Raw genomic sequence first — 21233 nt, 5'->3', positions numbered from 1 at the left:
ATGGATGAAAAACTCAGCCGCGTCGATCCCAAGCTGCTCGATCTCCTGGTCTGCCCGCTCTCCAAGGGCCGGCTTTCCTATGATCGCGAGCAGAATGAGCTCGTCTCGGAAAAGGCACGGCTTGCCTATCCAATCCGAGACGGCATTCCGATCATGCTGGTATCCGAGGCCCGCCGCCTCGACGACTAAAGCAATTCTCGGAAGCGGTTTTCCCAGGCAAGGCGCGAGGCGCTTTTGCCGGGTATTGCGTAAAAACAAAGGTTAAATTGTCTCTCCGGCAAGCAGGCGCGGATTGTGCTTCGCCGTCGTTCCGGCCGCCTGGCCGATGAAGAAGGTTTTGAGGCGCGGCAGCCGGTCGACGATGCCGAGGCCGACGTCGCGGGCGATGCGGATCGGCGTTGCGTCGTTGGAGAAGAGCCGGTTCAAGACGTCGGTCGTCACTCCCATGCGGAACGTGTCGAAGCGCCGCCAGGTCTGGTAGCGCTCGAGAATGTTAATCGAGCCGATATCGAGGCCGAGGCGATCGGCGTCCACGATGGTTTCGGCCAGTGCCGCCACATCCTTGAAGCCGAGATTGAGGCCCTGACCGGAAATCGGGTGGATGCCATGGGCAGCGTCGCCGGCCAGCGCGAAACGCGGCGCGACGAAGGAGCGGGCGAGCGTCAGGCCGAGCGGGAAGGCGCGCTTGTCGCCGATCACTTTCAGGCTCCCAAGCTTGTGGCCGAAGCGGCGTTCGAGCTCTTCCTCGAAGATCAGGTCGTCGGCAGCGACCAGCCGGTTGGCATCCGGCGTGCGCTCCGTCCAGACGAGCGAGGAGCGGTTGTTCTTCAGCGGCAGGATGGCGAAGGGGCCGGCCGGCAGGAAATGTTCCTCGGCGCAGCCGTCATGCGACCGCTCGTGTTCGACGGTTGCAACGATGCCGGACTGGCCGTAATCCCAGGTAACGGTCCTGATGCCGGCGAGATCGCGCAGCGTCGAGCGCACGCCGTCGCAGGCAACCAATAGCTTGGTTTCCAGCGCGCTGCCGTCCGAAAGCGTGACGGTGACATGGGTGTCATGGGTCTTCAGCTCCGTGGCGCCGAGCCCGTGGCGGATGTCGATGCCGAGCCGGTCGCAGGCACCGCGCAGGGCTGCTACCATCACGACATTCGGGATCATGTGGGCGAAGGGCCGGCCTTCGGCGACTTCGCCGTCGAAGGTCAGAAAAACCGGACGCACCGGATCGGAGGTCTTGGAGTCGGTGACGATCATTTTGGTGATCGGCTGAGCTTCCGGTTCAATCTCGTTCCAGATGCCGAAGACCTCGAGCATCTTTGCCGCCGCCGCGATGACGGCGGAAGCGCGCGTATCGTTTTTCCAGACGTGTTCGGGAGCCGCCTCGACGACGGCGACATTCAGATGCGGCGCGGCCTGTTTGACCGCGACAGCGGCGGAAAGGCCGACATAACCCCCACCCACAACCAGCATGTCCAGCATCGCGCCGCTCCCGTACCTTATGCCTCAGATGTGCTTTATATAGATCATCGCAACTTCACTTCCTACCGCTGGGAGACATAGAAATGACGGGCGAGACATCAGGGCCTTCGGCGATGGAGACGCTGCTTTCGACGCTCGACCTCGAGCCGATCGAGGTCGATATTTTCCGCGGCCGCAGCCCCAAGGTCGGCTGGCAGCGGGTCTTCGGCGGCCAGGTGATCGGCCAGGCGCTGATGGCGGCGCAACGCACCATCGAGGGCGAGCGTTTCGTCCATTCGCTGCATGCCTATTTCATGCGGCCCGGCGATCCCTTGGTGCCGATCATCTATCAGGCGGAGCGCATCCGCGACGGATCGAGCTTCAATACGAGGCGTGTCGTCGCCATCCAGCACGGCAAGGCGATCTTCGCGCTGTCGGCCTCCTTCCAGGTGGAGGAGCCGGGCTTCGAGCACCAGATCGGGATGCCCGAAGTCGAGATGCCGGAGGCGCTGCTCGGCGAGCAGCAGATCAAAGAACAGTATCTCGCCCATGCGCCGGAGGCGATCCGAAAATACTGGCAGCGTGAGCGGCCGATCGAGATTCGTCCCGTCTCGCTGACGCATTATTTTTCCGACAGGAAGCTCGATCCCAAACAGGACGTCTGGGTGCGCGCCACCGGCCCGGTTCCCGACGACCGGCTCTATCAAGCGGCGGTGCTTGCCTATCTTTCGGACATGACGCTGCTCGATACGTCGCTCTATGCGCACGGAACGTCCATCTTCGACCAGAGCCTGCAGGTGGCGAGCCTCGATCACTCGATGTGGTTCCACAGACCCTGCAAACTCGATGACTGGCTGCTTTATACTCAGGATAGTCCCTCGGCTTCAGGTGCCAGAGGATTAACCCGGGGTAGCCTATTTACACGTTCGGGTAGCCTGATCGCATCGGTCACGCAGGAAGGTCTGATTCGGAAAAAGGCAAATGAATAAATAATGTGCAACTTTTTTAATTTGCGCGTTATTTGTGCGCTTATCGGCCGATCATTTGCCTGTTTATTGGCGCTTTTTATTATAACCTTTACTTTTCAACAACTTACATCTTGCCTCGAATCTGGCACGTCCCTTGAATGTGTATTCGCCGGTCGCTGTTCGGGAACGTCAGCGGCAAGGAGAGTCGGCTCCGCGCCGAGGATAACGAAGGATGGGAAACCAGATGAAAATTGTGATGGCCATTATCAAGCCGTTCAAGCTCGATGAGGTCCGCGAAGCCCTTACGGCGATCGGCATTCAGGGGCTGACTGTAACCGAAGTGAAGGGCTACGGGCGCCAGAAGGGGCACACCGAAATCTATCGCGGCACCGAATATGCAGTCAGCTTCCTGCCGAAGCTCAAGATCGAAATCGCGGTTGCATCGGAACTCGTCGACAGGGCGGTCGAGGCCATCGCGGCATCGGCCAAGACCGGTCAGATCGGTGACGGCAAGATCTTCGTCTATTCGATCGACCATGCCGTGCGCATCCGTACGGGCGAAACCGATTCAGAAGCGCTGTAAGAACGGCAGATCAAGGAGCTTTTTCCAATGTCAATTTCGAAGTTTTCTTCCACCTCTGCGCGTCTTTGCGCAGCAACGGCTGCCCTTCTGGCGCCGGCCGTTGCTTTCGCGCAGGAGGCTGCACCAGCTGCCACCGCCGCTGCTGCTCCTGCTTTCACCATGGACAAGGGTGACAATACCTGGATGCTCGTCTCCTCGGCGCTCGTCCTTCTGATGACCATCCCCGGCCTTGCGCTTTTCTACGGCGGTCTCGTCCGCGCCAAGAACATGCTCTCGGTGCTGATGCAGGTCTTCATGATCACGGCCGTCGTGGCGCTGATCTGGGTGACCTACGGCTATTCGCTCGCCTTCACCGACGGCGGCTCGCTGAACAGCTTCGTCGGCGGCTTCTCCAAGGCGTTCCTCGCCGGCGTCAACACGTCGTCGCTCGCTGAAACCTTCTCGAAGGGCGTCGCCATTCCGGAATACACCTTCATCGTGTTCCAGATGACCTTCGCCTGCATCACGCCCGGCCTGATCGTCGGCGCGTTCGCCGAGCGCATCAAGTTCTCGGCCGTCATGCTCTTCGTCGTCCTCTGGGTCACCTTCATCTACTTCCCGATGGCCCACATGGTCTGGTTCTGGGGCGGTCCGAGCTCCTACACCTCGCCGGCCGGCCTGATCTTCTCCTACGGCGCAATCGACTTTGCCGGTGGCACGGTCGTTCACATCAATGCCGGTATTGCGGGCCTCGTCGGCGCCATCATGCTCGGCAAGCGCACGGGCTATAAGAAGGAAATCATGGCTCCGCATTCGATGACGCTGACCATGGTCGGCGCCTCGCTGCTCTGGGTCGGCTGGTTCGGCTTCAATGCCGGCTCCAACCTCGAAGCCAATGCCTACGCCTCGCTTGCCTTTATCAACACCTTCGTCGCAACGGCTGCCGCCGCTGTGTCCTGGTGCATCGTTGAAACCCTCACCCGCGGCAAGGCTTCGATGCTGGGTGGCGCTTCCGGCGCGGTTGCCGGTCTCGTCGCCATTACCCCGGCGGCAGGCTTTGCCGGCCCGATGGGCGCAATCGTTCTCGGCCTCATCGTCTCGCCGGTGTGCTACTTCTTCGTCGACGTCGTGAAGAACAAGTTCAACTACGACGACAGCCTTGATGTCTTCGGCGTCCATTGCGTCGGCGGCATCATCGGCGCTCTTGGCACCGGTATCCTCGTCAACCCGGCGCTCGGCGGTGCAGGCATCGTCGACTATTCGACTGCCGACTTCGCAGCCTCCTATGCCGGCACGGCAACCCAGGTCTGGGCTCAGGCCAAGGGCGTGCTGACGACGCTGCTGTGGTCGGGTATCGGCTCGGCGATCCTCTACAAGATCGTCGACGTTGTCATCGGCCTGCGTGTCACCGTCGAAGCCGAGCGCGAAGGTCTCGACCTTTCGACCCACGGCGAAGCCGCCTACCACTCTTCCTGATCACAGGGTTTGCGGCGCCCGGCAAAAGGGCGCCGCTTCACGGCCCGTCGCGGCCTATCTCGAGCCATAGACCGCATTTCGCCCGGACCTTTCAAGGTTCGGGCCTTTTTCATTTCCCTGTCCGGAATTGTCGTCCGGCTATGCATGGTTAACATCGCTTTAACCCGGCTCTGATTAGGTAGAGCGGACGCATTTTGGCACGGCGAAGCTTCAGCGATTCGCGTGTCCTCAGGCATTGGACGGGTTAGACACATGGCAAGAAGCACGTCGCCGGCAATGGATGGCCGTCCGGATCGGTTCTCCTTCTCGGCATTCATGCTGCGGCAGATCCAGGCGCTCATCGGCTTTGCGATCTTTCTGCTGCTGGCGTTCTGCGTCGCGGCGCTGGCGACTTGGAATGTTGCGGATCCGAGCTATTCCTATGCCACTGCCAACCTGCCGACGAATATTCTCGGTTACAGCGGTGCCGCCTTTGCCGATATCGTCATGCAATTCCTCGGCCTTGCCAGCGTCGTTTCAATGCTGCCGATCGTCGCCTGGGCGCTGACGCTGATTTCTGGCCGCCGCTTCAGCCGCATTCCGGCCCGCGCCGGCGCCTGGTTGGCCGGTTCAGTGCTCTCTTCCGCCGTCATCGGCTGTTTTCCGCCGCCGCTCACCTGGCCGATTCCGAACGGCATCGGCGGCGTCGTCGGCGACATGATCCTGCGTTTTCCCGCACTCTTCGTCGGCGCCTATCCCACCGGCACCTTCGCCATGGTGGTCGGCTGCATCTTTGCCGCGCCGACCGCCTGGATGATGCTCTTTGCATCGGGCCTCGTCGGCCGCAGCGACGCCGACGAGGAGGTCGAGGAAGATTACGTCGATACGAGAAGCAAGGCCCGCGTCGTCGGAGACGAGGACGAGGAGGAGGACGAGTCGCGCTGGGTCGCTTTCAGCGGCGCCGTGACGCATGCCTGGTACATGAGCCAGGGCCGGCTGCGCCGGCTCTTCGGCATGGGTCCGCGCAAGCGGCGCCAGGGCGATTACGAATCACCGTATGATTTCAACGATGACGAGTTCGGCACGCTGAACGAACCCGTTCGCGCCAAGGCGCCGACCGTCCGCGGCGAGCGCATGGAGCCGTCGATGGAACCATCAATGGGGCCAAGGACGGCTTCGCCGCGGCGCATCGTCTCCGCGCCGTCGCTGTCCATCGATGACGACGACAATGACGACGACCTGCCCTTCGATAACGACATGCCGCCGCGCCCGGCCGATATCCTGCCCGACGACGATGACGACGACTGGATGATCCGCGCGCCGGCAAAGGCGGCCGGCAAGCCGGAACCGCGCGTCGTCCCGGTGGTCGCACGCCCGAAGCCCAGCGCCCGCATCGAGCGGGAGGCGCAGGGCTCGTTCATCCGCCCCGAGGGTTTCCAGCTTCCGTCGATGCATCTGCTCGCAGAACCGAAGAACGTCGTGCGCGACTCCACGCTGTCGGCCGATGCGCTGGAACAGAACGCCCGCATGCTCGAAGGCGTGCTCGAAGATTTCGGCGTCAAGGGCGAGATCATCCATGTCCGTCCCGGTCCCGTCGTCACGCTCTACGAACTGGAGCCGGCGCCCGGCATCAAGTCGTCGCGCGTCATCGGCCTTGCCGACGATATCGCCCGCTCGATGAGCGCGATTGCCGCCCGCGTCGCCGTCGTGCCCGGCCGCAACGCGATCGGCATCGAATTGCCGAACCAGACGCGCGAGACCGTCTATCTGCGCGAACTTATCGCCTCCCGGGATTTCGAGGGCAGCAAGGCGAAGCTCGCCATGGCGCTCGGCAAGACGATCGGCGGCGAAGCCGTGATCGCCGATCTTGCCAAGATGCCGCATCTGCTCGTCGCCGGCACCACCGGTTCCGGCAAGTCGGTCGCCATCAACACGATGATCCTGTCACTGCTCTATCGCATGACGCCGGAACAGTGCCGGCTGATCATGATCGACCCGAAGATGCTCGAACTCTCCGTCTATGACGGCATCCCGCACCTGCTTTCGCCTGTCGTCACCGATCCGAAAAAGGCCGTCGTCGCGCTCAAATGGACGGTGCGCGAGATGGAAGAGCGCTACAAGAAAATGTCGAAGATCGGCGTGCGCAATATCGACGGCTTCAACACCCGCGTCGAGCAGGCGCTGTCGAAGGGCGAGGCGATCTCGCGCACGGTGCAGACCGGCTTCGATCGCCACACCGGCGAGGCGATGTACGAGACCGAGGAATTCGATCTGCGGCCGATGCCATATATCGTCGTGATCATCGACGAGATGGCCGACCTGATGATGGTCGCCGGCAAGGACATCGAAGGCGCCGTCCAGCGTCTGGCGCAGATGGCGCGTGCGGCCGGCATCCACGTGATCATGGCGACACAGCGTCCGTCAGTCGACGTCATCACCGGCACGATCAAGGCGAACTTCCCGACCCGCATCTCCTTCCAGGTGACCTCGAAGATCGACAGCCGCACCATTCTCGGCGAGCAGGGCGCCGAGCAGCTGCTCGGCATGGGCGACATGCTCTACATGGCGGGCGGCGGGCGTATCCAGCGCGTGCACGGCCCGTTCGTCTCTGACGTCGAGGTGGAAGAGATCGTCTCCTACCTGAAGACCCAGGGCTCGCCGCAATATCTCGATGCGATCACCGCCGATGACGACGAAGACGGCGATTACGGCGGCGGTGGCGGCGGTCCGGCCGGCACGTCCAATCTTTCCGAATCGGAGGATCCCTACGACCAGGCGGTCGCCATCGTGCTGCGCGACGGCAAGGCGTCGACCTCCTACGTCCAGCGCCGGCTCGGCATCGGCTACAACCGCGCCGCCTCGCTCGTCGAGCGCATGGAGAAGGAGGGCATCATCGGACCGGCCAACCATGCCGGCAAACGCGAGATCCTCGTTCCCACCGAAGGCGACATCCTCGACCGCTGACAGAACAGGCATATATTTCCAATACGGCCGCTTTTGCGGAAACCTGATAGCATCGAAGCCGTTACCTCTCGCAGGCCGATCGCAACGCCTTGAAGACGCCGCCTTTCGGCAGCATGCAGATCGCATAAAGGAGATTTAGATGAGTCACTCCGATACCTTCCTCTCCGGCCTGACGGTAACGCGCCGCGACCTTCTCGGCGCCTTTGCCGTTGCTGCGATGGGGAGCGCCATTCCCTTCGGTGCTCATGCGCAGGCGGCAGCTCCCGCCTCCGGCACGGCGCAGGCGATCGCCGATCATTTCTCCGGCGTCACGACGATGCAGGGTGAATTCGTGCAGTTCGGACCGCGCGGCGAGCAGACAGGCGGCAAGTTCTATATCCAGCGTCCCGGCAAGCTGCGTTTCAACTATGACGAGCCGTCGCCGATGCGGGTGATCGCCGACGGCAAGAACGTCGCCATCGGCAATACGAAGCTCAAGACCTGGGATCTCTATCCGCTCTCCAAGACCCCGCTCAGCCTGCTCCTGGCGCAGCATATCGACCTTTCGGCCGGTATGGTGAAGGGCGTGAAGGAAGAGTCCGACCTGACGACGATCGCGCTCGGCAACAATACGGTGTTCGGAAACTCGACCATCACCATGATGTTCGACCCGAAGACCTACGACCTGCGTCAGTGGACGATCACCGACAATCAGGGCAAGGACACTTCGGTGATGATCTTCAACGTCAAAACCGGTATGCAGTTCGACGATCGCGTCTTCCGCGTGCCCTATGAGGCCATTCCCGGCACGCCGCAGTCGCGCGACTGAGAGCTTTTCGGTTGATCGCCGGCCGCTTTGACATGCGGCCGGTTCCCTCGCGTCCGCCTTTGTTCTAAAGCCCTTTCATGAAAGCGCATCGCGTGAAAACGTTGCACGGTTTGCGCGATACGCGTTAGGCGTGAAAGGGCATTGGCATGGGCTTTTCGATCACCACCTGGAACATCAACTCGGTGCGGCTGCGCATGCCGATCGTCGAGCAGCTCGTTCTCAAGCACAGGCCCGATATCCTCTGCCTGCAGGAAACCAAGGTGACGAACGATCTGTTTCCGGCGGCACCGCTCAGGGCCATGGGCTACAATCACATCATCATCCATGGCCAGAAAGGCTATCACGGCGTGGCGATCGCCTCGCGCATTCCGTTGACCGAGGATCACCGGCAGGATTATTGCGGCGTCGGCGACGCCCGCCACATCTCGGCGATCTTCGAATACGGCAATCGTCGCGTCCGGCTGCATAATTTCTATGTCCCGGCCGGCGGCGACGAGCCGGATCGCACGATCAATCCGAAATTCGGCCACAAGCTCGATTTCATCGAGGAGATGAAGCTGCTGAAAGCCAATGGCGAGGCCAATACGTCGTCAATTCTCGTCGGCGACCTCAACATCGCGCCGCTGGAGCACGATGTCTGGTCGCACAAGCAGCTTCTGAAGATCGTCAGTCATACGCCCGTCGAAACCGAAGGGCTGCTCGAGGTGATGAAGCGTGGCGCCTGGCTCGATCTCATGCGCCAGCATGTGCCTGAAAACGAGAAACTCTACACTTGGTGGAGCTATCGCGCCAAGGACTGGGAGGCCGCCGATCGCGGCCGCCGTCTCGACCATATCTGGTCGTCGTCGGATCTCGGGCCGCATCTGAAGCGGATCGAGATCCTGAAGGAGGCGCGCGGCTGGGATCGTCCCTCCGACCACGTGCCGGTGACGGCGCATTTCGATTTCTAGAACGATGCGGTTCAGCTGCTCTAACCGGGATCAGCTGAAGCGGTAGAACTGGCTTGCGGCCTTTGCCGCAAGCTCGGCAAGATTATCGCGGATCCGGTTCTCGATCAGCCGGGCTGCGTCCGGATATTCTTCGATCAGCCGGTGGAAGAGGGCGCGGGTAATGCGGATGATGCTGGTGTCCTCGCGCGCTACCGCGGTGAACTTGCGCTCCACCAGCGTCACCAGCGCCAGCTCGGAAACCAAAGTTCCGGGACCGGCGATCCCCTCTGTTCTCTGCATGCCGTCGCTGCTCGTCGCGCGCAGCTCCAGGCTGCCGGTGAGGATGACATAGGCGCTCTCGGCCGGTGAGCCCTGGCGAAACAGCATCTGGCCGGCAGCGATCATGCGCCGGTCGGCGCCGAAGGCGATCAACCGCAGCTGATCCTCGTTCATGTCCTTGAACAGAGGAAGCTGCGCGAGCATGTGGATGTCGTCGGTCAGCGCCATGCGGGCTTTTCGCCTTAGAGCAATTCCAGCAGAGGTGTCTAGCGGTTTTGCCAGGCAAAGCGTGAAAGGCTTTTGCCGGGAATTGCGTGAAAACAAAGAGATAGAGCATTTCCGTGATTCGGAGAAAAGGAAATGCTCTAGGGTATGATTTTATAGCCTCCGTTTTCCGTGACGAGGATTTCGGCATTGGAGGGATCGCGCTCGATCTTCTGGCGCAGGCGGTAGACGTGGGTTTCCAGCGTATGCGTCGTCACGCCGGAATTATAGCCCCAGACTTCTTCGAGCAGCACGTCGCGGGTGACGACTTTCTGTTCGGCGCGGTAGAGATAGCGGATGATCGCCGCTTCCTTTTCCGTCAGCCGGATCTTCTGACCGTTATCGGTGGTCAGCAGCTTCTGGCTCGGCTTGAAGAGGTAGGGGCCGACGGTGAAGGTCGCATCCTCGCTCTGCTCATGCTGGCGCAACTGCACGCGGATGCGGGCGAGCAGCACGGCGAAGCGGAAGGGCTTGGTGACATAGTCGTTGGCGCCGGCTTCGAGGCCGAGGATCGTGTCTGAATCGGTATCATGGCCGGTCAGCATGATGATCGGCGCCTTGAAACCGCCCTTGCGAAGCAGCTTCACCGCCTCGCGGCCGTCCATATCGGGCAGGCCGACATCCATGATCAGCAGGTCGATCGGCGTCGAACGGGCGGTCGCGACACCTTTACCGGCGTTGGATTCCTGCAGAACCGTGAATTCCTCATACAGCGACAATTGCTCCGTCAGCGTCTGCCGAAGGTCATCGTCGTCATCCACCAGAAGAATGGTGCGTGCGGTCATGCCGTTTGCGTCCTCATGTTAAGTTCCCTAGTCCTACGCCAAATTGCTGGTTTGGCAAGGATCGGGCAGCGGGCTGTTGCCGGGTCGGTTTTGATATGATTTCAATCGGAGCCCCAGACAAGGCACGACATGCGAGAAAAATGGAAAAAGCAAGGCAGAGGCGGGGCATGACGCCGACGGTGGTGGTGCGTCCTGCGCCGGGGCATAAGAGCCGGGCAATCGTCCGGCTCGGCGCCATCACCATACCTGCTGCGATCGGCCGTTCCGGCCGCACCGTGATGAAACGCGAGGGCGACGGCGCCACGCCGATCGCCTCGATGAGGTTGATATCCGGCTTCCGGCGCGGCGAGCGGAACGGCCGGCTCGTCACTCCGCTTGCCATCCGCCGCATCCGCTCCGACATGCTCTGGTGCGATCAGTCCGACAGTGCCAGCTACAACCGCCTTGTCAGGGCGCCCTTCGGCGCAAGCCACGAGGAGATGCGGCGCAGCGACGGGCTCTACGATATCTGCCTGGTGATGGACTGGAACATCTCCTCGCGTGCACGCAATTGCGGTTCGGCGATCTTCTTCCATCTCATCAGGCCGGGTTACGAGCCGACGGCGGGCTGCGTGGCCATAAGCCTGCGCGACATGTGCCGCCTGCTGCCTCACCTTCGAAAGGGAACGATTGTCCGCGTCGTCTGATTGTCTTCCGGATGGGGCTGCCTATATGTTTTCGGTGACCGAACGCTCCGGCTGAGATGCGTTCAGGGACGCCCCGAAGGTGCGGGCGCAATTCATGCCTCGTCCAATTCGTCAAACTCCCGGAGATATATTGTGACCGCTCAACCCATCATCACTTTCCATGACGGACATTCCATGCCGCAGGTCGGCCTCGGCGTCTGGCAGACGCCGCAGGAGATCGCTGCTCCCACCGTGCGCACGGCGATCACCGCCGGCTATCGTCATATCGATACCGCTTCCGGTTACGACAACGAAGAGGGCGTCGGCGAAGGCATCCGCTCTTCCGGCCTCGACCGCAGGGATATCTTCGTCACCACCAAGCTCAGGAACGACGACCAGGGCTACGACAATGCGCTGCGGGCCTTCGACGGCAGCCTGAAGAAACTCGGCTCCGAATATGTCGACCTCTATCTCATTCATTGGCCGTCGCCGCATCGCGGCCTTTATACGGAGACCTGGAAGGCTTTCGTCCGCATCCGGGAAGAGGGCCGCGCCCGCTCGATCGGCGTGTCGAATTTCTATCCTGAACATCTCGAGCGCATCATCGGCGAGACCGGCGTCGTTCCCGTCATCAACCAGATCGAACTGCATCCCGATTTCCAGCAGAAGGCGGCGCACGAGGTTCACAAGAAGCTTGGTATCGCCACCGAATCCTGGAGCCCGCTCGGCCAGGGCAAGTTCATCTCGAACACTGTTATTGGTGAGATTGCCAAAAAGCATCAGAAGACCCCGGCTCAGGTCATCATTCGCTGGCACATCGACACCGGCCTCGTCGTCATCCCGAAATCGGTGACGCCGTCGCGTATCGAGGAGAATTTCCAGGTGTTCGACTTCAAACTCGATGCCGATGATATGGCTGCGATCGCCAAACTCGACAGCGCCAGCGCCCGCATGGGACCGGATCCGATGACGGCAGCCTTCTGATTAAGCAAGCCAATGAGCGGCCGCGCAGGTGAGATCGCCCGTAGCGGCCGTTGCATCAAGGAGGCATGCAGCCTTCAGTCAATAATTGCAATTGGACGATCCGTTGGTCGGTGCGAAGCCGTAACTGCAGCTATTGCCTAGGTTCCGCGGTCTTCCAATTGAGCCGGTATAGTCGTCGAAGGCGCGTGAGGGATACCAATAGCCGTTTGCGCTTTTGATATAGCCGGGCCGACCGCTGCTGTAGCCGCGGTATCCGTTGAGCGGTGGTACCTTCTTCTGCGCGACCTGTTGCAGTTGGCCAGAGGCGACTGTGACTGGCGGTATGGTTGGATGCATCGGCGCGGCGCCAACGGCGTCGATCGATGCCAGCGGTGCGAATATGATCAGGCCGGCTCGCAGTAAACTCGCTACTAATTTCTGCCTCATGGCGCTTCCCCGATGGCGCGGTGTTCGCCGAAGCCTGAAAGCTATCTGTCGCGTGTCGCGCCTGATCATCGATGAGGCCATAGGACTTTGTCGATGTCGATTGCCCGAAAGGATGAAATTGGGAAGGCCGGCGATGCACAAACGGGCTCGCCTGCCACGAGTGAGTTAAATCGGAAGCAATTTACGGAATTAGAGCATGTCGCGCAAAACTGTGCTGCGGTTTTGCGACAACAACATGCGTAAAAACAAAGACCTAAAGCGCGAGGAGCGAATCTGAGAGATCGCGACGCGCGCTTTGGTGCAGCAATTCAGGGGGCTGCAGAGCTCTTTGCGCGCCGGCGAAGGCGCGGGGCTGTGCAGGTCGCAATCTGGGCGCCGAAGCGACAGACGCCATAAATGCAAAGCCGCCCGATGCGCATCGGGCGGCTTTCAATCCTATCCGTTACCGGATCAGATCAGTTCCACTCGCGGATATCGACGAAGTGCCCGGCGATCGCGGCTGCGGCGGCCATTGCCGGCGAGACGAGGTGCGTGCGGCCCTTGAAGCCCTGGCGGCCTTCGAAGTTGCGGTTCGAGGTCGAAGCGCAGCGTTCGCCCGGCTTCAGGCGGTCGTCGTTCATCGCAAGGCACATGGAGCAACCCGGCTCGCGCCAGTCGAAACCGGCGGCCTTGAAGATCTTGTCGAGGCCTTCGGCTTCCGCCTGTTTCTTGACGAGGCCGGAACCCGGCACAATCATCGCGTCGACGGTTGAGGCAACCGTCTTGCCTTCGACGACCTTGGCGACTTCGCGCAGATCCTCGATGCGGCCGTTGGTGCAGGAGCCGATGAAGACGCGGTCAAGGGTGATGTCGGTCATCTTCGTGCCCGGCTTCAGGCCCATATAGTCGAGCGCGCGCCACTTGGAGGTGCGTTTGGTTTCGTCCGGAATGTCGTCGGGGTTCGGAACGATGCCCTGGACAGAGATGACATCCTCGGGCGAGGAGCCCCAGGAAACGATCGGCGGCAGGCTGGCGGCATCGAGCACGACGACGCGGTCGTAATGAGCGCCCTCGTCGGTCTGCAGCGTCTTCCAATAGGCGATTGCCTGCTCCAGCGCCTCGCCCTTCGGCGCGCGCGGTTTGCCCTTGATATATTCGAAGGTCTTTTCGTCAGGGGCGATCAGGCCGGCGCGGGCGCCGCCTTCGATGGTCATGTTGCAGACGGTCATGCGGCCTTCCATCGACAGCGCGCGGATCGCTTCGCCGGCAAATTCGATGACGTGGCCGGTGCCGCCGGCGGTGCCGATTTCGCCGATGATGGCAAGGATGATGTCCTTGGCGGTGACGTGCGGCGGAAGCAGGCCGTCGACCCGCACCAGCATGTTCTTCGCCTTCTTCTGGATCAGCGTCTGGGTCGCCAGAACATGCTCGACCTCGGAGGTGCCGATGCCGTGTGCCAGCGCGCCGAAGGCGCCGTGCGTCGACGTGTGGCTGTCGCCGCAGACGATGGTCATGCCGGGCAGGGTGAAGCCCTGTTCCGGGCCGACGATGTGGACGATGCCCTGGCGCTTGTCGCTTGCCGAATAATATTCGACGCCGAATTCGGCGGCATTGGTGGCCAGCGCTTCCACCTGAATGCGGCTTTCCTCGTTCTTGATGCCGAGATGGCGATCGGGCGAGGTCGGAACGTTATGGTCGACGACGGCGAGCGTCTTTTCCGGCGCGCGAACCTTGCGACCGGTCATGCGCAGGCCTTCGAAAGCCTGCGGCGAGGTGACTTCGTGGACCAGGTGGCGGTCGATGTAGAGAAGACAGGTGCCGTCCGGCTGTTCGTCGACCAGATGATCGTCCCAGATCTTGTCGTAGAGGGTACGCGGTGCGCTCATGGCGTTAAGTCCGTTTTTTGGAAGCTTTTGAAAATCGAGAAATGGCGGATCAGGCTCCGCTGGCCGTCATTCGATCAACGAAGTCGGCTGTTGAGCGCGCCGGATACACACGCAAAGAACCGTGCCGGCAGGCGATAATGATCCTGCAGCACGAAAATATGCGCACCAATGCATCTGAACTTGGATTCCATGGCCTGCATATAGCGATTTTTCGCGGCGGCTTCAATTTGAATCATCAGCAGATGCTCTGCGGCCTGTCGGCAGCGCGGCGGGTATTGATCGCTTACCGCGACTTCATCCATTTCTCCGTCCGCCGCAGCGCCAGCGACAGGCCGATCGTCAGGATCAGATAGATATAGGTGACGATCGAATAGGTTTCGAAGAAGCGGAAGGAGCCGGCGGCATAGACCTTGCCCATCTGGGTGATGTCGGCGACGCCGAGCACGGAGACGAGCGAGCTATCCTTCACCATCGAGACGAAATCGTTGGAGAGCGGCGGGAAGATTACCCGGATCGCCTGCGGGAAGACGACGGAGCGGAAGCGCCGGTAGCGCGAGAGACCGAGGGCCTTGGCCGCCTCGATCTGGCCGAGATCGACCGACTGGAAACCGGCCCGGAAGATTTCGGCGATGAAGGAGGAATAACCGACCGTCAGGGCGATGATCGCTCGCCACATCAGCGACAGGTCGCGCACCAGGATGGGCTCGGCCATACCTGATGTCACCAGCGGCGAAATCAGGAAATTATAGGCTGCGACCAGAGCCGGCGCGCCGACGAAGGCGACGTAGAACAGCAGCACGAGAATCGGTATGCCGCGGATGATCTCGATGTAGAATCGCGCGATCTGACGCAACACCTGGCTGTCGGCCATGCCGAGCAGGCAGATGCCGAGGCCGAGCACGGTGGCGAGCACGAAGGCGACCAGCGTGACGAAGACGGTGACGCCGACACCGTTGACGACGGTGCGGAAGACCTGGGCGTATATATCGTTGGCGACGATGACGGCGGCAAGGACGATGCCGATCGTGACGAGGGCGACCAGCCACCAGGGATAGTCGTCCTTGACGTGTCTGTCGGGCGATGGTCGCAGGGCCATCAGCAGTTGCTCGGCGTCATTCGCCCATCTTGTAGTCGAGGAACCACTTCTTGTTCAGCGCATCGAGCGTGCCGTCGGCCTTGAGCGCGGCGATGGCGGCATTGACCGGGGCGACAAGGTCGGACCCTTTCGGGAAGATGAAGCCGAAATCTTCGGTGCCGAGCGGTTCGCCGATCAGCTTGAGGGCGCCGTTCGAGGCATCGACATAACCCTTTCCGGCGGTGCCGTCGGTCAGCACGACGTCGACATCGCCAGCCTTCAGGGCCTGGACGGTGGCGCCGAAGGTTTCGAAGAGCTTGATGCGCGGGTTCTGCTCGTTGCCATCCAGCACTTCGTAGACGGCGGTGTAGAAGGGCGTGGTGCCGGGCTGCGCGCCGACCAGGCCATCCTTGAATTCGCCGAAGGACTTGGCGTCGGTGAAGCGTTTCTCGTCGCCGCGCACCAGCATGAACTGTTGCGAGCGCATATAGGGATCGGAGAAATCCACCTTCTGCTTGCGGTCTTCCTTGATAGTGATGCCGGTCATGCCGATGTTGTACTGGCCGTCGGAAACCGCCTGGATCATCGCGTCCCAGCTGGTGTTCTGGTATTCCACCTTGAAATTCAGCCGCTTCGCGATCTCGTTCATCGCATCATATTCCCAGCCGATCGCCTTGCCGGATTTCGGATCGACGAATTGCAGCGGCGGATAGGCATTCTCGGTGACGACGACGACGCTCTTGCCGCCGAGATCAGGCAGCTCGGTGGCCGATGCGGCCAGGGGCAGAAGAGCAAGCGCGGCGAAGCTCGCAAGAACGGTACGACGAAACAACATTGAACGGTTCCCCAAAATTGAACGGCAAAAACTGTCACGGAAGATAGGCCTGAGGCAAGGCCGCCCACGGCGTGCCCCAGCAAAAAATAGAAAAGGCGACCCGAAGGCCGCCTTTCCAAGCAAAGAATTTTGCCTAGCGCAGATCTTATTCTGCTGCCGGTTCCGCTGCAGCGGCGGCCGCTTCAGCAGCGGCCTTGGCTTCTGCTGCTTCTGCTGCTGCCTTCTCGGCGGCGAGCGCCTGGGCGGCTGCAACCTTTTCAGCTTCGATACGTGCCTTTTCCTCGGCAATGGCGGCGCGCTCGGCATCGTTGAGCTTGCGGGCGCGGACGCCGGTGTCTTCAACAATACGGGCAGACTTGCCGCGACGGTCGCGCAGGTAATAAAGCTTGGCGCGACGGACCTTACCGCGACGAACGACGTCGACGCTTTCGATCATCGGCGAGTAGACCGGGAATACGCGCTCGACACCTTCGCCGTAGGAGATCTTGCGGACCGTGAAGTTTTCCTGCAGGCCGCCGCCGGAGCGGGCGATGCAGACGCCTTCATAGGCCTGAACGCGGGTACGGGTGCCTTCCGTGACCTTCACGTTGACGCGGACGGTGTCGCCCGGGGAAAATTCGGGAAGCGTGCGCTTGGCTTCGATCTTGGCGGCCTGTTCGGCCTCAAGCTGCTGAATGATGTTCATCGTCTTAACCCTTGGTTCTTCTGAAACAGCCAGAGCGCTCGACACTGATCCTTCGGAACTGGCCTCAGGACTTTGCCCATCAAGGGCGGGAGCGGATTCGCCATTCTTTGTTTGCTGGCAGACGGGGATAAACCCCATTTCCGCGTGCGCCAATACACCAAAGGCCAGGGCTTGTCATCCCTTGGGCGGCATTTTTGTGAAAAGGGCTGCGAAATCAGTCGTTTTTCTCGGTTTTGGCCCTTTCGAGAAGATCCGGGCGCCGTTCCCGGGTCAGGCGCACCGCTTCTTCATGCCGCCATTTCTCGATGGCGCCGTGATTGCCCGAGGTGAGGATCGGCGGAATTTCATGGCCCTCCCACTCCTGCGGCCGGGTATAGTGCGCATGTTCCAGCAGTCCGCCTTCGAAGCTTTCGTGCAGGCCGGAAAGATCGTTGCCCATGACGCCGGGCAGGATGCGGATGATGGCATCGAGCACGATCAGCGCCGCCGGCTCGCCGCCGGATAGGACGTAGTCGCCGATGGAAACCTCTTCCAGTCCGCGCGCCTCTATCACCCGCTGGTCGACGCCCTCGAAGCGGCCGCAGACGATGATGACGCCATCACCGGCGGCGAGCTCGCGCACACGCTCCTGCGTCAGCGGCCGGCCGCGCGGGCTCATCAGCAGCCGCGGGCGGGTATCGTTTTCCGAGGCACTGTCGATGGCGCGGGCGAGAACGTCTGGTTTCAGCACCATGCCGGCGCCGCCGCCGGCCGGGGTGTCGTCGACGGTGCGGTGTCTGTCGGTGGCAAAATCGCGGATCTGCACCGTGTCCAGCGACCACTGCCCCCGCTCCATCGCCTTGCCGGCGAGCGAGAAGCCCAGATGCCCCGGAAACATTTCCGGATAAAGTGTCAGCACGCTCGCCCGGAAAGCCATCACTTCTTCTTTTTCGGCTTGTCGGGAGTGAATTTCGAAAGCTCTTCGGAATCGTCGACCAGCCCCGCCGCCAGCGGATCGATCAGCAGCGTGCCGGCCTCGAGGTCGATCTCCAGCACCGAGGTTTCGGAGAAGGGGATCAGCACCGGGCGCTTGCCCGGACCTTTGAGTTCCAAGAGGTCGCCGGCGCCGAAATCGAAGACCCCGGTAACCGTGCCATAGCTGACACCCTTGTCGTCGCGTGCTTCGAGCCCCTCGAGATCGGCATAGTAGAACTCGTCGTCCTCCAGCTCCTCGTCCGGCAGGTTGTCCCGCTCGATATAAAGTTCTAGCCCGTTCAGAGCCTCGGCGGCATTGCGGTCGTTGACGCCGCGGAAACGGACGACGACGACATTCTTCATCTCGCGGATTTCGAGGACTTCGAAGCTGCGGCCGTCCATGCTGTGCAGATGGCCGTAATCGCCAAGCGCGCCGGGATCGGCCGTATAGGCCTTGGCGCGCACCTCGCCCCGGAGGCCTTGCGCGCCACCGATCGTCGCCATCAGAACGGGGTTTTCAAGCTTGGTCATGGGTTCCTTCATGTGAAGCCGAAAGACAGGTTTCTCATAAACGAAGTGCGTGCGATTGGAAACGAAAACGGGTGGCATGTCGCCATGCCGCCCGCTCGAAGGGAATGTCGCGATTATTCCGCGGCGTCTGCTGCAGCAGCGGCGGCGTCGGCGACCTTCTGAGCCTTTTCGGCGGCGCGTTCCTGGGCGCGCTTGCCGGGCTTTGCCTTAACCGGGTTGTTCTTGACTTCGCGCTTGGCAACGCCGGCCTCATCGAGAAAGCGCAGAACGCGGTCGGTCGGTTGAGCGCCGTGTTCGATCCAGTGCTTGATGCGCTCGGCGTTCAGCTGAACGCGCTTCTCATCGTCCTTGGCAAGCATCGGGTTCCAGGAACCGAGGTTTTCGAGGAAGCGGCCGTCACGCGGGCTGCGCGCATCGGCGAGAACGACGTGGTAATACGGGCGCTTCTTGGAACCACCGCGGGCGAGACGAATTTTCAGTGCCATGTTCTTTACTCCTTGGGCTTTTCTTGACCGCTTTCTCGAGCGGTACGGTTATCGGGCTGCAGCGCTCTGTTCAGCGTGATCCGCAGCGATCTGCTCATGATGCCGGATGACTTCCTTGATGACGAAGTTCAGGAACTTCTCAGCGAAATCCGGGTCCAGATTGGCGGCATTCGCCAGCTGGCGAAGGCGTTCGATCTGGTATTCCTCGCGCGCCGGGTCGGCCGGCGGCAAATTGTATTTGGCCTTCAGCACGCCGACCTCTTTGGTGCAGCGGAAGCGTTCGGCCAGCATGTGCACGAGAGCGGCATCGATATTGTCGATCGACTGCCGATAGCTCGCGAGCTGGGCTTTGACGTCTGGATCAATCATGGGGCAAGCGATCCTTTCACTTCTTCTTCGGCAATCCGGGCAATCCCGGGAAACCACCGCCAAGGCCCGGCAGCTTGGCGCCGCCGAGGCCCGGCAAACCACCCGGCAGACCGCCGAGACCGGGCATACCCCCACCCGGCTTTCCAAGCCCCGCCGCTTCCGCCTGCTTCTGCAAGGCCTCGAGCTGCCGGGGATCAATGTTCGAGAGATCGGGCATGCCGCCACCCATGCCACCGCCGAGCCCCATCTTGCCGGCAAGGCCACCCATCATCTGCTTCATCATGCCGCCTTTGCCCTTGCCGCCCATCATCTTCATCATATCCGCCATCTGGCGGTGCATCTTCAGAAGCTTGTTGATGGCGGCGGCATCGGTGCCGGAGCCGGCGGCGATGCGCTTCTTGCGCGAATGCTTGAGCAAGTCGGGATTGGTGCGCTCGGCCTTGGTCATCGACTGGATGATGGCGATCTGGCGACCGAAGAGCTTGTCGTCGAGGCCGGCTGCGGCCATCTTGTCCTTCATGCCGGCCATGCCGGGCATCATGCCCATGATGCCACCCATGCCGCCCATCTTCTGCATCTGGCGCAACTGGTCGGCAAGGTCGTCGAGATCGAACTTGCCCTTGGCCATCTTGGCGGCCATGGCGGCCGCCTTCTCGGCGTCGATGTTTTCGGCCGCGCGCTCGACGAGCGAGACGATGTCGCCCATGCCGAGGATACGGTCGGCGATGCGGCGGGGATGGAATTCCTCCAGCTCGCTCATCTTCTCGCCGACGCCGATCAGCTTGATCGGCTTGCCGGTGACGGCGCGCATCGAAAGGGCGGCACCGCCGCGGCCATCGCCGTCCATGCGGGTCAGCACCAGACCGGTGATGCCGACGCGTTCGTCGAAACTGCGGGCGAGGTTGACGGCGTCCTGGCCGGTGAGGCTGTCGGCGACCAGCAGGATTTCATGCGGGTTCGACCGCTTCTTGATGTCCGCCATCTCGACCATCAAGGGCTCGTCGATATGCGTGCGGCCGGCGGTATCGAGGATGACGACATCATGGCCGCCGAGCTTGGCCGCCTGCACGGCGCGGGCGGCGATATCCGTCGGCGACTGGCCCGATATAACAGGCAATGTGTCGATATTGGCCTGCGCGCCGAGTTGGCGAAGCTGCTCCTGGGCTGCCGGACGACGCGTGTCGAGCGATGCCATCAGCACCCTCTTCTTCTCGCGCGTCGACAGGCGATGAGCGATCTTCGCCGAGGTCGTCGTCTTGCCGGAGCCCTGCAGGCCGACCATCATGACGACGACGGGGGCTGCCGCATGCAGGTCGATACCGACGCCTTCGCCGCCCAGCATCTCGATCAGTTCGTCATGCACGATCTTGACGACCATCTGGCCGGGCTTGATCGACTTCAGGATCTCAGCGCCGACGGCCTTTTCACGCACGCGGTCGGTGAAGGAACGCACGACGTCGAGCGCGACGTCGGCCTCCAGCAACGCACGGCGAACCTCGCGCAGCGCTGCGGAAACATCGGCTTCCGAAAGCGCGCCACGGCCTGTCAGTCCATTCAGAATGGATCCAAGACGGTCCTGGAGGTTTTCAAACATCGGCTCTTCCTTGATACGTTTCGGGCGGGTTTGGATATGCCCGGAAACGTCGTGCTTTTCCTTGACGAAAACAAGACGCAAAGCCAAAAAGCACCCGAGGGCGCGTCGCGCTGTCGGGTGTTGACCTCCGGGATCTCTAAGTCCCGGTCGGCGGCTCGGAGTCGTGTGGCTCGTCGCGGATTGGGCGCGATAAACAGGAAAGTCGGGCGAAAGTCAAGGCAATGCGGACAAATGACCGCATGACCGACTTCTTAGAAGCCGTGTGACGAGAGGCCGATGGCGCCTCATCCAACGGT

Annotated in this window: 23 protein-coding genes; 9 read left to right on the top strand and 14 right to left on the bottom strand. The window is 61.6% G+C overall.

The genetic code is table 11. The features are described from left to right. Positions 1-189, top strand: a complete 189-nt coding sequence (locus N2600_RS21520) for a Trm112 family protein (protein ID WP_017966162.1) — start codon at positions 1-3, stop codon at positions 187-189. A gap of 72 nt (positions 190-261) precedes the next feature. On the opposite strand, the gene N2600_RS21515 is transcribed toward N2600_RS21520, so the two are convergent. After that, on the bottom strand, positions 262-1476 hold the full coding sequence (locus tag N2600_RS21515; protein WP_170263012.1) for a ubiquinone biosynthesis hydroxylase: 1215 nt from the start codon (positions 1474-1476) through the stop codon (positions 262-264). Positions 1477-1559: 83 nt separating this feature from the next. On the opposite strand from N2600_RS21515, the gene tesB reads away from it, so the two are divergent. From tesB to N2600_RS21485, 6 genes are all read left to right on the top strand, one after another. Continuing rightward, positions 1560-2444, top strand: coding sequence for an acyl-CoA thioesterase II (tesB, locus tag N2600_RS21510; RefSeq protein WP_260297338.1), 885 nt, complete (start codon positions 1560-1562; stop codon positions 2442-2444). Positions 2445-2655: 211 nt separating this feature from the next. Then, a complete protein-coding gene (locus N2600_RS21505; RefSeq protein WP_003543684.1) occupies positions 2656-3006 on the top strand; it encodes a P-II family nitrogen regulator in 351 nt (116 codons plus the stop codon). A 27-nt stretch (positions 3007-3033) separates the two neighbouring features. Beyond that, the gene (locus tag N2600_RS21500; protein ID WP_017966165.1) at positions 3034-4461 is read left to right on the top strand and encodes an ammonium transporter; all 1428 of its coding nucleotides are present in this window, start codon (positions 3034-3036) and stop codon (positions 4459-4461) included. A 252-nt stretch (positions 4462-4713) separates the two neighbouring features. Next, positions 4714-7404 carry an FtsK/SpoIIIE family DNA translocase gene (locus tag N2600_RS21495; RefSeq protein WP_170263014.1) on the top strand — a complete coding sequence of 897 codons (2691 nt, stop codon included), beginning with the start codon at positions 4714-4716 and terminating at the stop codon, positions 7402-7404. Positions 7405-7543: 139 nt separating this feature from the next. Beyond that, entirely contained in the window at positions 7544-8212 is a 669-nt protein-coding gene (locus N2600_RS21490; RefSeq protein ID WP_170263015.1) for an outer membrane lipoprotein carrier protein LolA, read from the top strand. 146 nt (positions 8213-8358) lie between these two features. Then, positions 8359-9162, top strand: a complete 804-nt coding sequence (locus N2600_RS21485) for an exodeoxyribonuclease III (RefSeq protein WP_017966168.1) — start codon at positions 8359-8361, stop codon at positions 9160-9162. A 30-nt stretch (positions 9163-9192) separates the two neighbouring features. Here the strand turns inward: N2600_RS21485 and N2600_RS21480 are convergent, their stop codons facing one another. Beyond that, positions 9193-9648, bottom strand: coding sequence for a cyclic nucleotide-binding domain-containing protein (locus tag N2600_RS21480; protein ID WP_170263016.1), 456 nt, complete (start codon positions 9646-9648; stop codon positions 9193-9195). Between the two features lie 137 nt (positions 9649-9785). Continuing rightward, positions 9786-10469: a response regulator transcription factor gene (locus N2600_RS21475; RefSeq protein ID WP_017966170.1), complete on the bottom strand. Its 684-nt coding sequence runs from the start codon at positions 10467-10469 to the stop codon at positions 9786-9788. 167 nt (positions 10470-10636) lie between these two features. On the opposite strand from N2600_RS21475, the gene N2600_RS21470 reads away from it, so the two are divergent. Then, complete coding sequence (locus tag N2600_RS21470; protein ID WP_170263017.1) at positions 10637-11155, top strand: L,D-transpeptidase family protein; 519 nt, start codon at positions 10637-10639, stop codon at positions 11153-11155. Positions 11156-11287: 132 nt separating this feature from the next. Then, on the top strand, positions 11288-12118 hold the full coding sequence (locus N2600_RS21465; protein ID WP_260297337.1) for an aldo/keto reductase: 831 nt from the start codon (positions 11288-11290) through the stop codon (positions 12116-12118). A gap of 78 nt (positions 12119-12196) precedes the next feature. Here N2600_RS21465 and N2600_RS21460 read toward each other — a convergent pair whose 3' ends face one another. From N2600_RS21460 to ffh, 11 genes are all read right to left on the bottom strand, one after another. After that, positions 12197-12544, bottom strand: coding sequence for a cell surface protein (locus tag N2600_RS21460; protein ID WP_246726233.1), 348 nt, complete (start codon positions 12542-12544; stop codon positions 12197-12199). 455 nt (positions 12545-12999) lie between these two features. Next, positions 13000-14409 carry a 3-isopropylmalate dehydratase large subunit gene (leuC, locus tag N2600_RS21455; RefSeq protein ID WP_170263019.1) on the bottom strand — a complete coding sequence of 470 codons (1410 nt, stop codon included), beginning with the start codon at positions 14407-14409 and terminating at the stop codon, positions 13000-13002. 74 nt (positions 14410-14483) lie between these two features. Then, entirely contained in the window at positions 14484-14711 is a 228-nt protein-coding gene (locus N2600_RS21450) for a hypothetical protein (protein ID WP_170257029.1), read from the bottom strand. Continuing rightward, positions 14693-15505 (bottom strand): amino acid ABC transporter permease, encoded by an 813-nt coding sequence (locus tag N2600_RS21445; protein WP_029870889.1) that lies wholly within the window; start codon positions 15503-15505, stop codon positions 14693-14695. Before N2600_RS21445 ends, N2600_RS21450 begins: the two co-directional genes overlap by 19 nt. A 16-nt stretch (positions 15506-15521) precedes the next feature. Continuing rightward, positions 15522-16319: a basic amino acid ABC transporter substrate-binding protein gene (locus N2600_RS21440; RefSeq protein ID WP_170263020.1), complete on the bottom strand. Its 798-nt coding sequence runs from the start codon at positions 16317-16319 to the stop codon at positions 15522-15524. Between the two features lie 145 nt (positions 16320-16464). Beyond that, positions 16465-17004 (bottom strand): 50S ribosomal protein L19, encoded by a 540-nt coding sequence (gene rplS, locus N2600_RS21435; RefSeq protein ID WP_017989740.1) that lies wholly within the window; start codon positions 17002-17004, stop codon positions 16465-16467. Between the two features lie 214 nt (positions 17005-17218). Then, positions 17219-17920 (bottom strand): tRNA (guanosine(37)-N1)-methyltransferase TrmD, encoded by a 702-nt coding sequence (gene trmD, locus N2600_RS21430; RefSeq protein ID WP_170263021.1) that lies wholly within the window; start codon positions 17918-17920, stop codon positions 17219-17221. Continuing rightward, complete coding sequence (gene rimM / locus N2600_RS21425) at positions 17920-18489, bottom strand: ribosome maturation factor RimM (protein WP_170263022.1); 570 nt, start codon at positions 18487-18489, stop codon at positions 17920-17922. Before rimM ends, trmD begins: the two co-directional genes overlap by 1 nt. A 113-nt stretch (positions 18490-18602) precedes the next feature. Then, positions 18603-18974 (bottom strand): 30S ribosomal protein S16, encoded by a 372-nt coding sequence (gene rpsP / locus N2600_RS21420; RefSeq protein ID WP_003543667.1) that lies wholly within the window; start codon positions 18972-18974, stop codon positions 18603-18605. A gap of 48 nt (positions 18975-19022) precedes the next feature. Beyond that, positions 19023-19343 carry a chorismate mutase gene (locus tag N2600_RS21415; protein ID WP_162116911.1) on the bottom strand — a complete coding sequence of 107 codons (321 nt, stop codon included), beginning with the start codon at positions 19341-19343 and terminating at the stop codon, positions 19023-19025. 16 nt (positions 19344-19359) lie between these two features. Further along, entirely contained in the window at positions 19360-20937 is a 1578-nt protein-coding gene (ffh, locus tag N2600_RS21410; protein ID WP_260297334.1) for a signal recognition particle protein, read from the bottom strand. Between the last annotated feature and the right edge of the window lie 296 nt (positions 20938-21233).

The sequence above is a fragment of the Rhizobium sp. WSM1274 genome (genome assembly GCF_025200775.1).
GTDB classification, from domain to species: Bacteria; Pseudomonadota; Alphaproteobacteria; order Rhizobiales; family Rhizobiaceae; genus Rhizobium; species Rhizobium leguminosarum_I.
This window is presented reverse-complemented; position numbering and strand designations above follow the sequence as displayed.

Coding starts and splice junctions, on each gene's coding strand:
- N2600_RS21520 (WP_017966162.1), top strand. CDS start 1: ATGGATGAAAAACTCAGCCGCGTCGATCCCAAGCTGCTCGATCTCCTG.
- N2600_RS21515 (WP_170263012.1), bottom strand. CDS start 1,476: ATGCTGGACATGCTGGTTGTGGGTGGGGGTTATGTCGGCCTTTCCGCC.
- tesB (WP_260297338.1), top strand. CDS start 1,560: ATGACGGGCGAGACATCAGGGCCTTCGGCGATGGAGACGCTGCTTTCG.
- N2600_RS21505 (WP_003543684.1), top strand. CDS start 2,656: ATGGGAAACCAGATGAAAATTGTGATGGCCATTATCAAGCCGTTCAAG.
- N2600_RS21500 (WP_017966165.1), top strand. CDS start 3,034: ATGTCAATTTCGAAGTTTTCTTCCACCTCTGCGCGTCTTTGCGCAGCA.
- N2600_RS21495 (WP_170263014.1), top strand. CDS start 4,714: ATGGCAAGAAGCACGTCGCCGGCAATGGATGGCCGTCCGGATCGGTTC.
- N2600_RS21490 (WP_170263015.1), top strand. CDS start 7,544: ATGAGTCACTCCGATACCTTCCTCTCCGGCCTGACGGTAACGCGCCGC.
- N2600_RS21485 (WP_017966168.1), top strand. CDS start 8,359: ATGGGCTTTTCGATCACCACCTGGAACATCAACTCGGTGCGGCTGCGC.
- N2600_RS21480 (WP_170263016.1), bottom strand. CDS start 9,648: ATGGCGCTGACCGACGACATCCACATGCTCGCGCAGCTTCCTCTGTTC.
- N2600_RS21475 (WP_017966170.1), bottom strand. CDS start 10,469: ATGACCGCACGCACCATTCTTCTGGTGGATGACGACGATGACCTTCGG.
- N2600_RS21470 (WP_170263017.1), top strand. CDS start 10,637: ATGACGCCGACGGTGGTGGTGCGTCCTGCGCCGGGGCATAAGAGCCGG.
- N2600_RS21460 (WP_246726233.1), bottom strand. CDS start 12,544: ATGAGGCAGAAATTAGTAGCGAGTTTACTGCGAGCCGGCCTGATCATA.
- leuC (WP_170263019.1), bottom strand. CDS start 14,409: ATGAGCGCACCGCGTACCCTCTACGACAAGATCTGGGACGATCATCTG.
- N2600_RS21450 (WP_170257029.1), bottom strand. CDS start 14,711: ATGGATGAAGTCGCGGTAAGCGATCAATACCCGCCGCGCTGCCGACAG.
- N2600_RS21445 (WP_029870889.1), bottom strand. CDS start 15,505: ATGGCCCTGCGACCATCGCCCGACAGACACGTCAAGGACGACTATCCC.
- N2600_RS21440 (WP_170263020.1), bottom strand. CDS start 16,319: ATGTTGTTTCGTCGTACCGTTCTTGCGAGCTTCGCCGCGCTTGCTCTT.
- rplS (WP_017989740.1), bottom strand. CDS start 17,004: ATGAACATCATTCAGCAGCTTGAGGCCGAACAGGCCGCCAAGATCGAA.
- trmD (WP_170263021.1), bottom strand. CDS start 17,920: ATGGCTTTCCGGGCGAGCGTGCTGACACTTTATCCGGAAATGTTTCCG.
- rimM (WP_170263022.1), bottom strand. CDS start 18,489: ATGACCAAGCTTGAAAACCCCGTTCTGATGGCGACGATCGGTGGCGCG.
- rpsP (WP_003543667.1), bottom strand. CDS start 18,974: ATGGCACTGAAAATTCGTCTCGCCCGCGGTGGTTCCAAGAAGCGCCCG.
- N2600_RS21415 (WP_162116911.1), bottom strand. CDS start 19,343: ATGATTGATCCAGACGTCAAAGCCCAGCTCGCGAGCTATCGGCAGTCG.
- ffh (WP_260297334.1), bottom strand. CDS start 20,937: ATGTTTGAAAACCTCCAGGACCGTCTTGGATCCATTCTGAATGGACTG.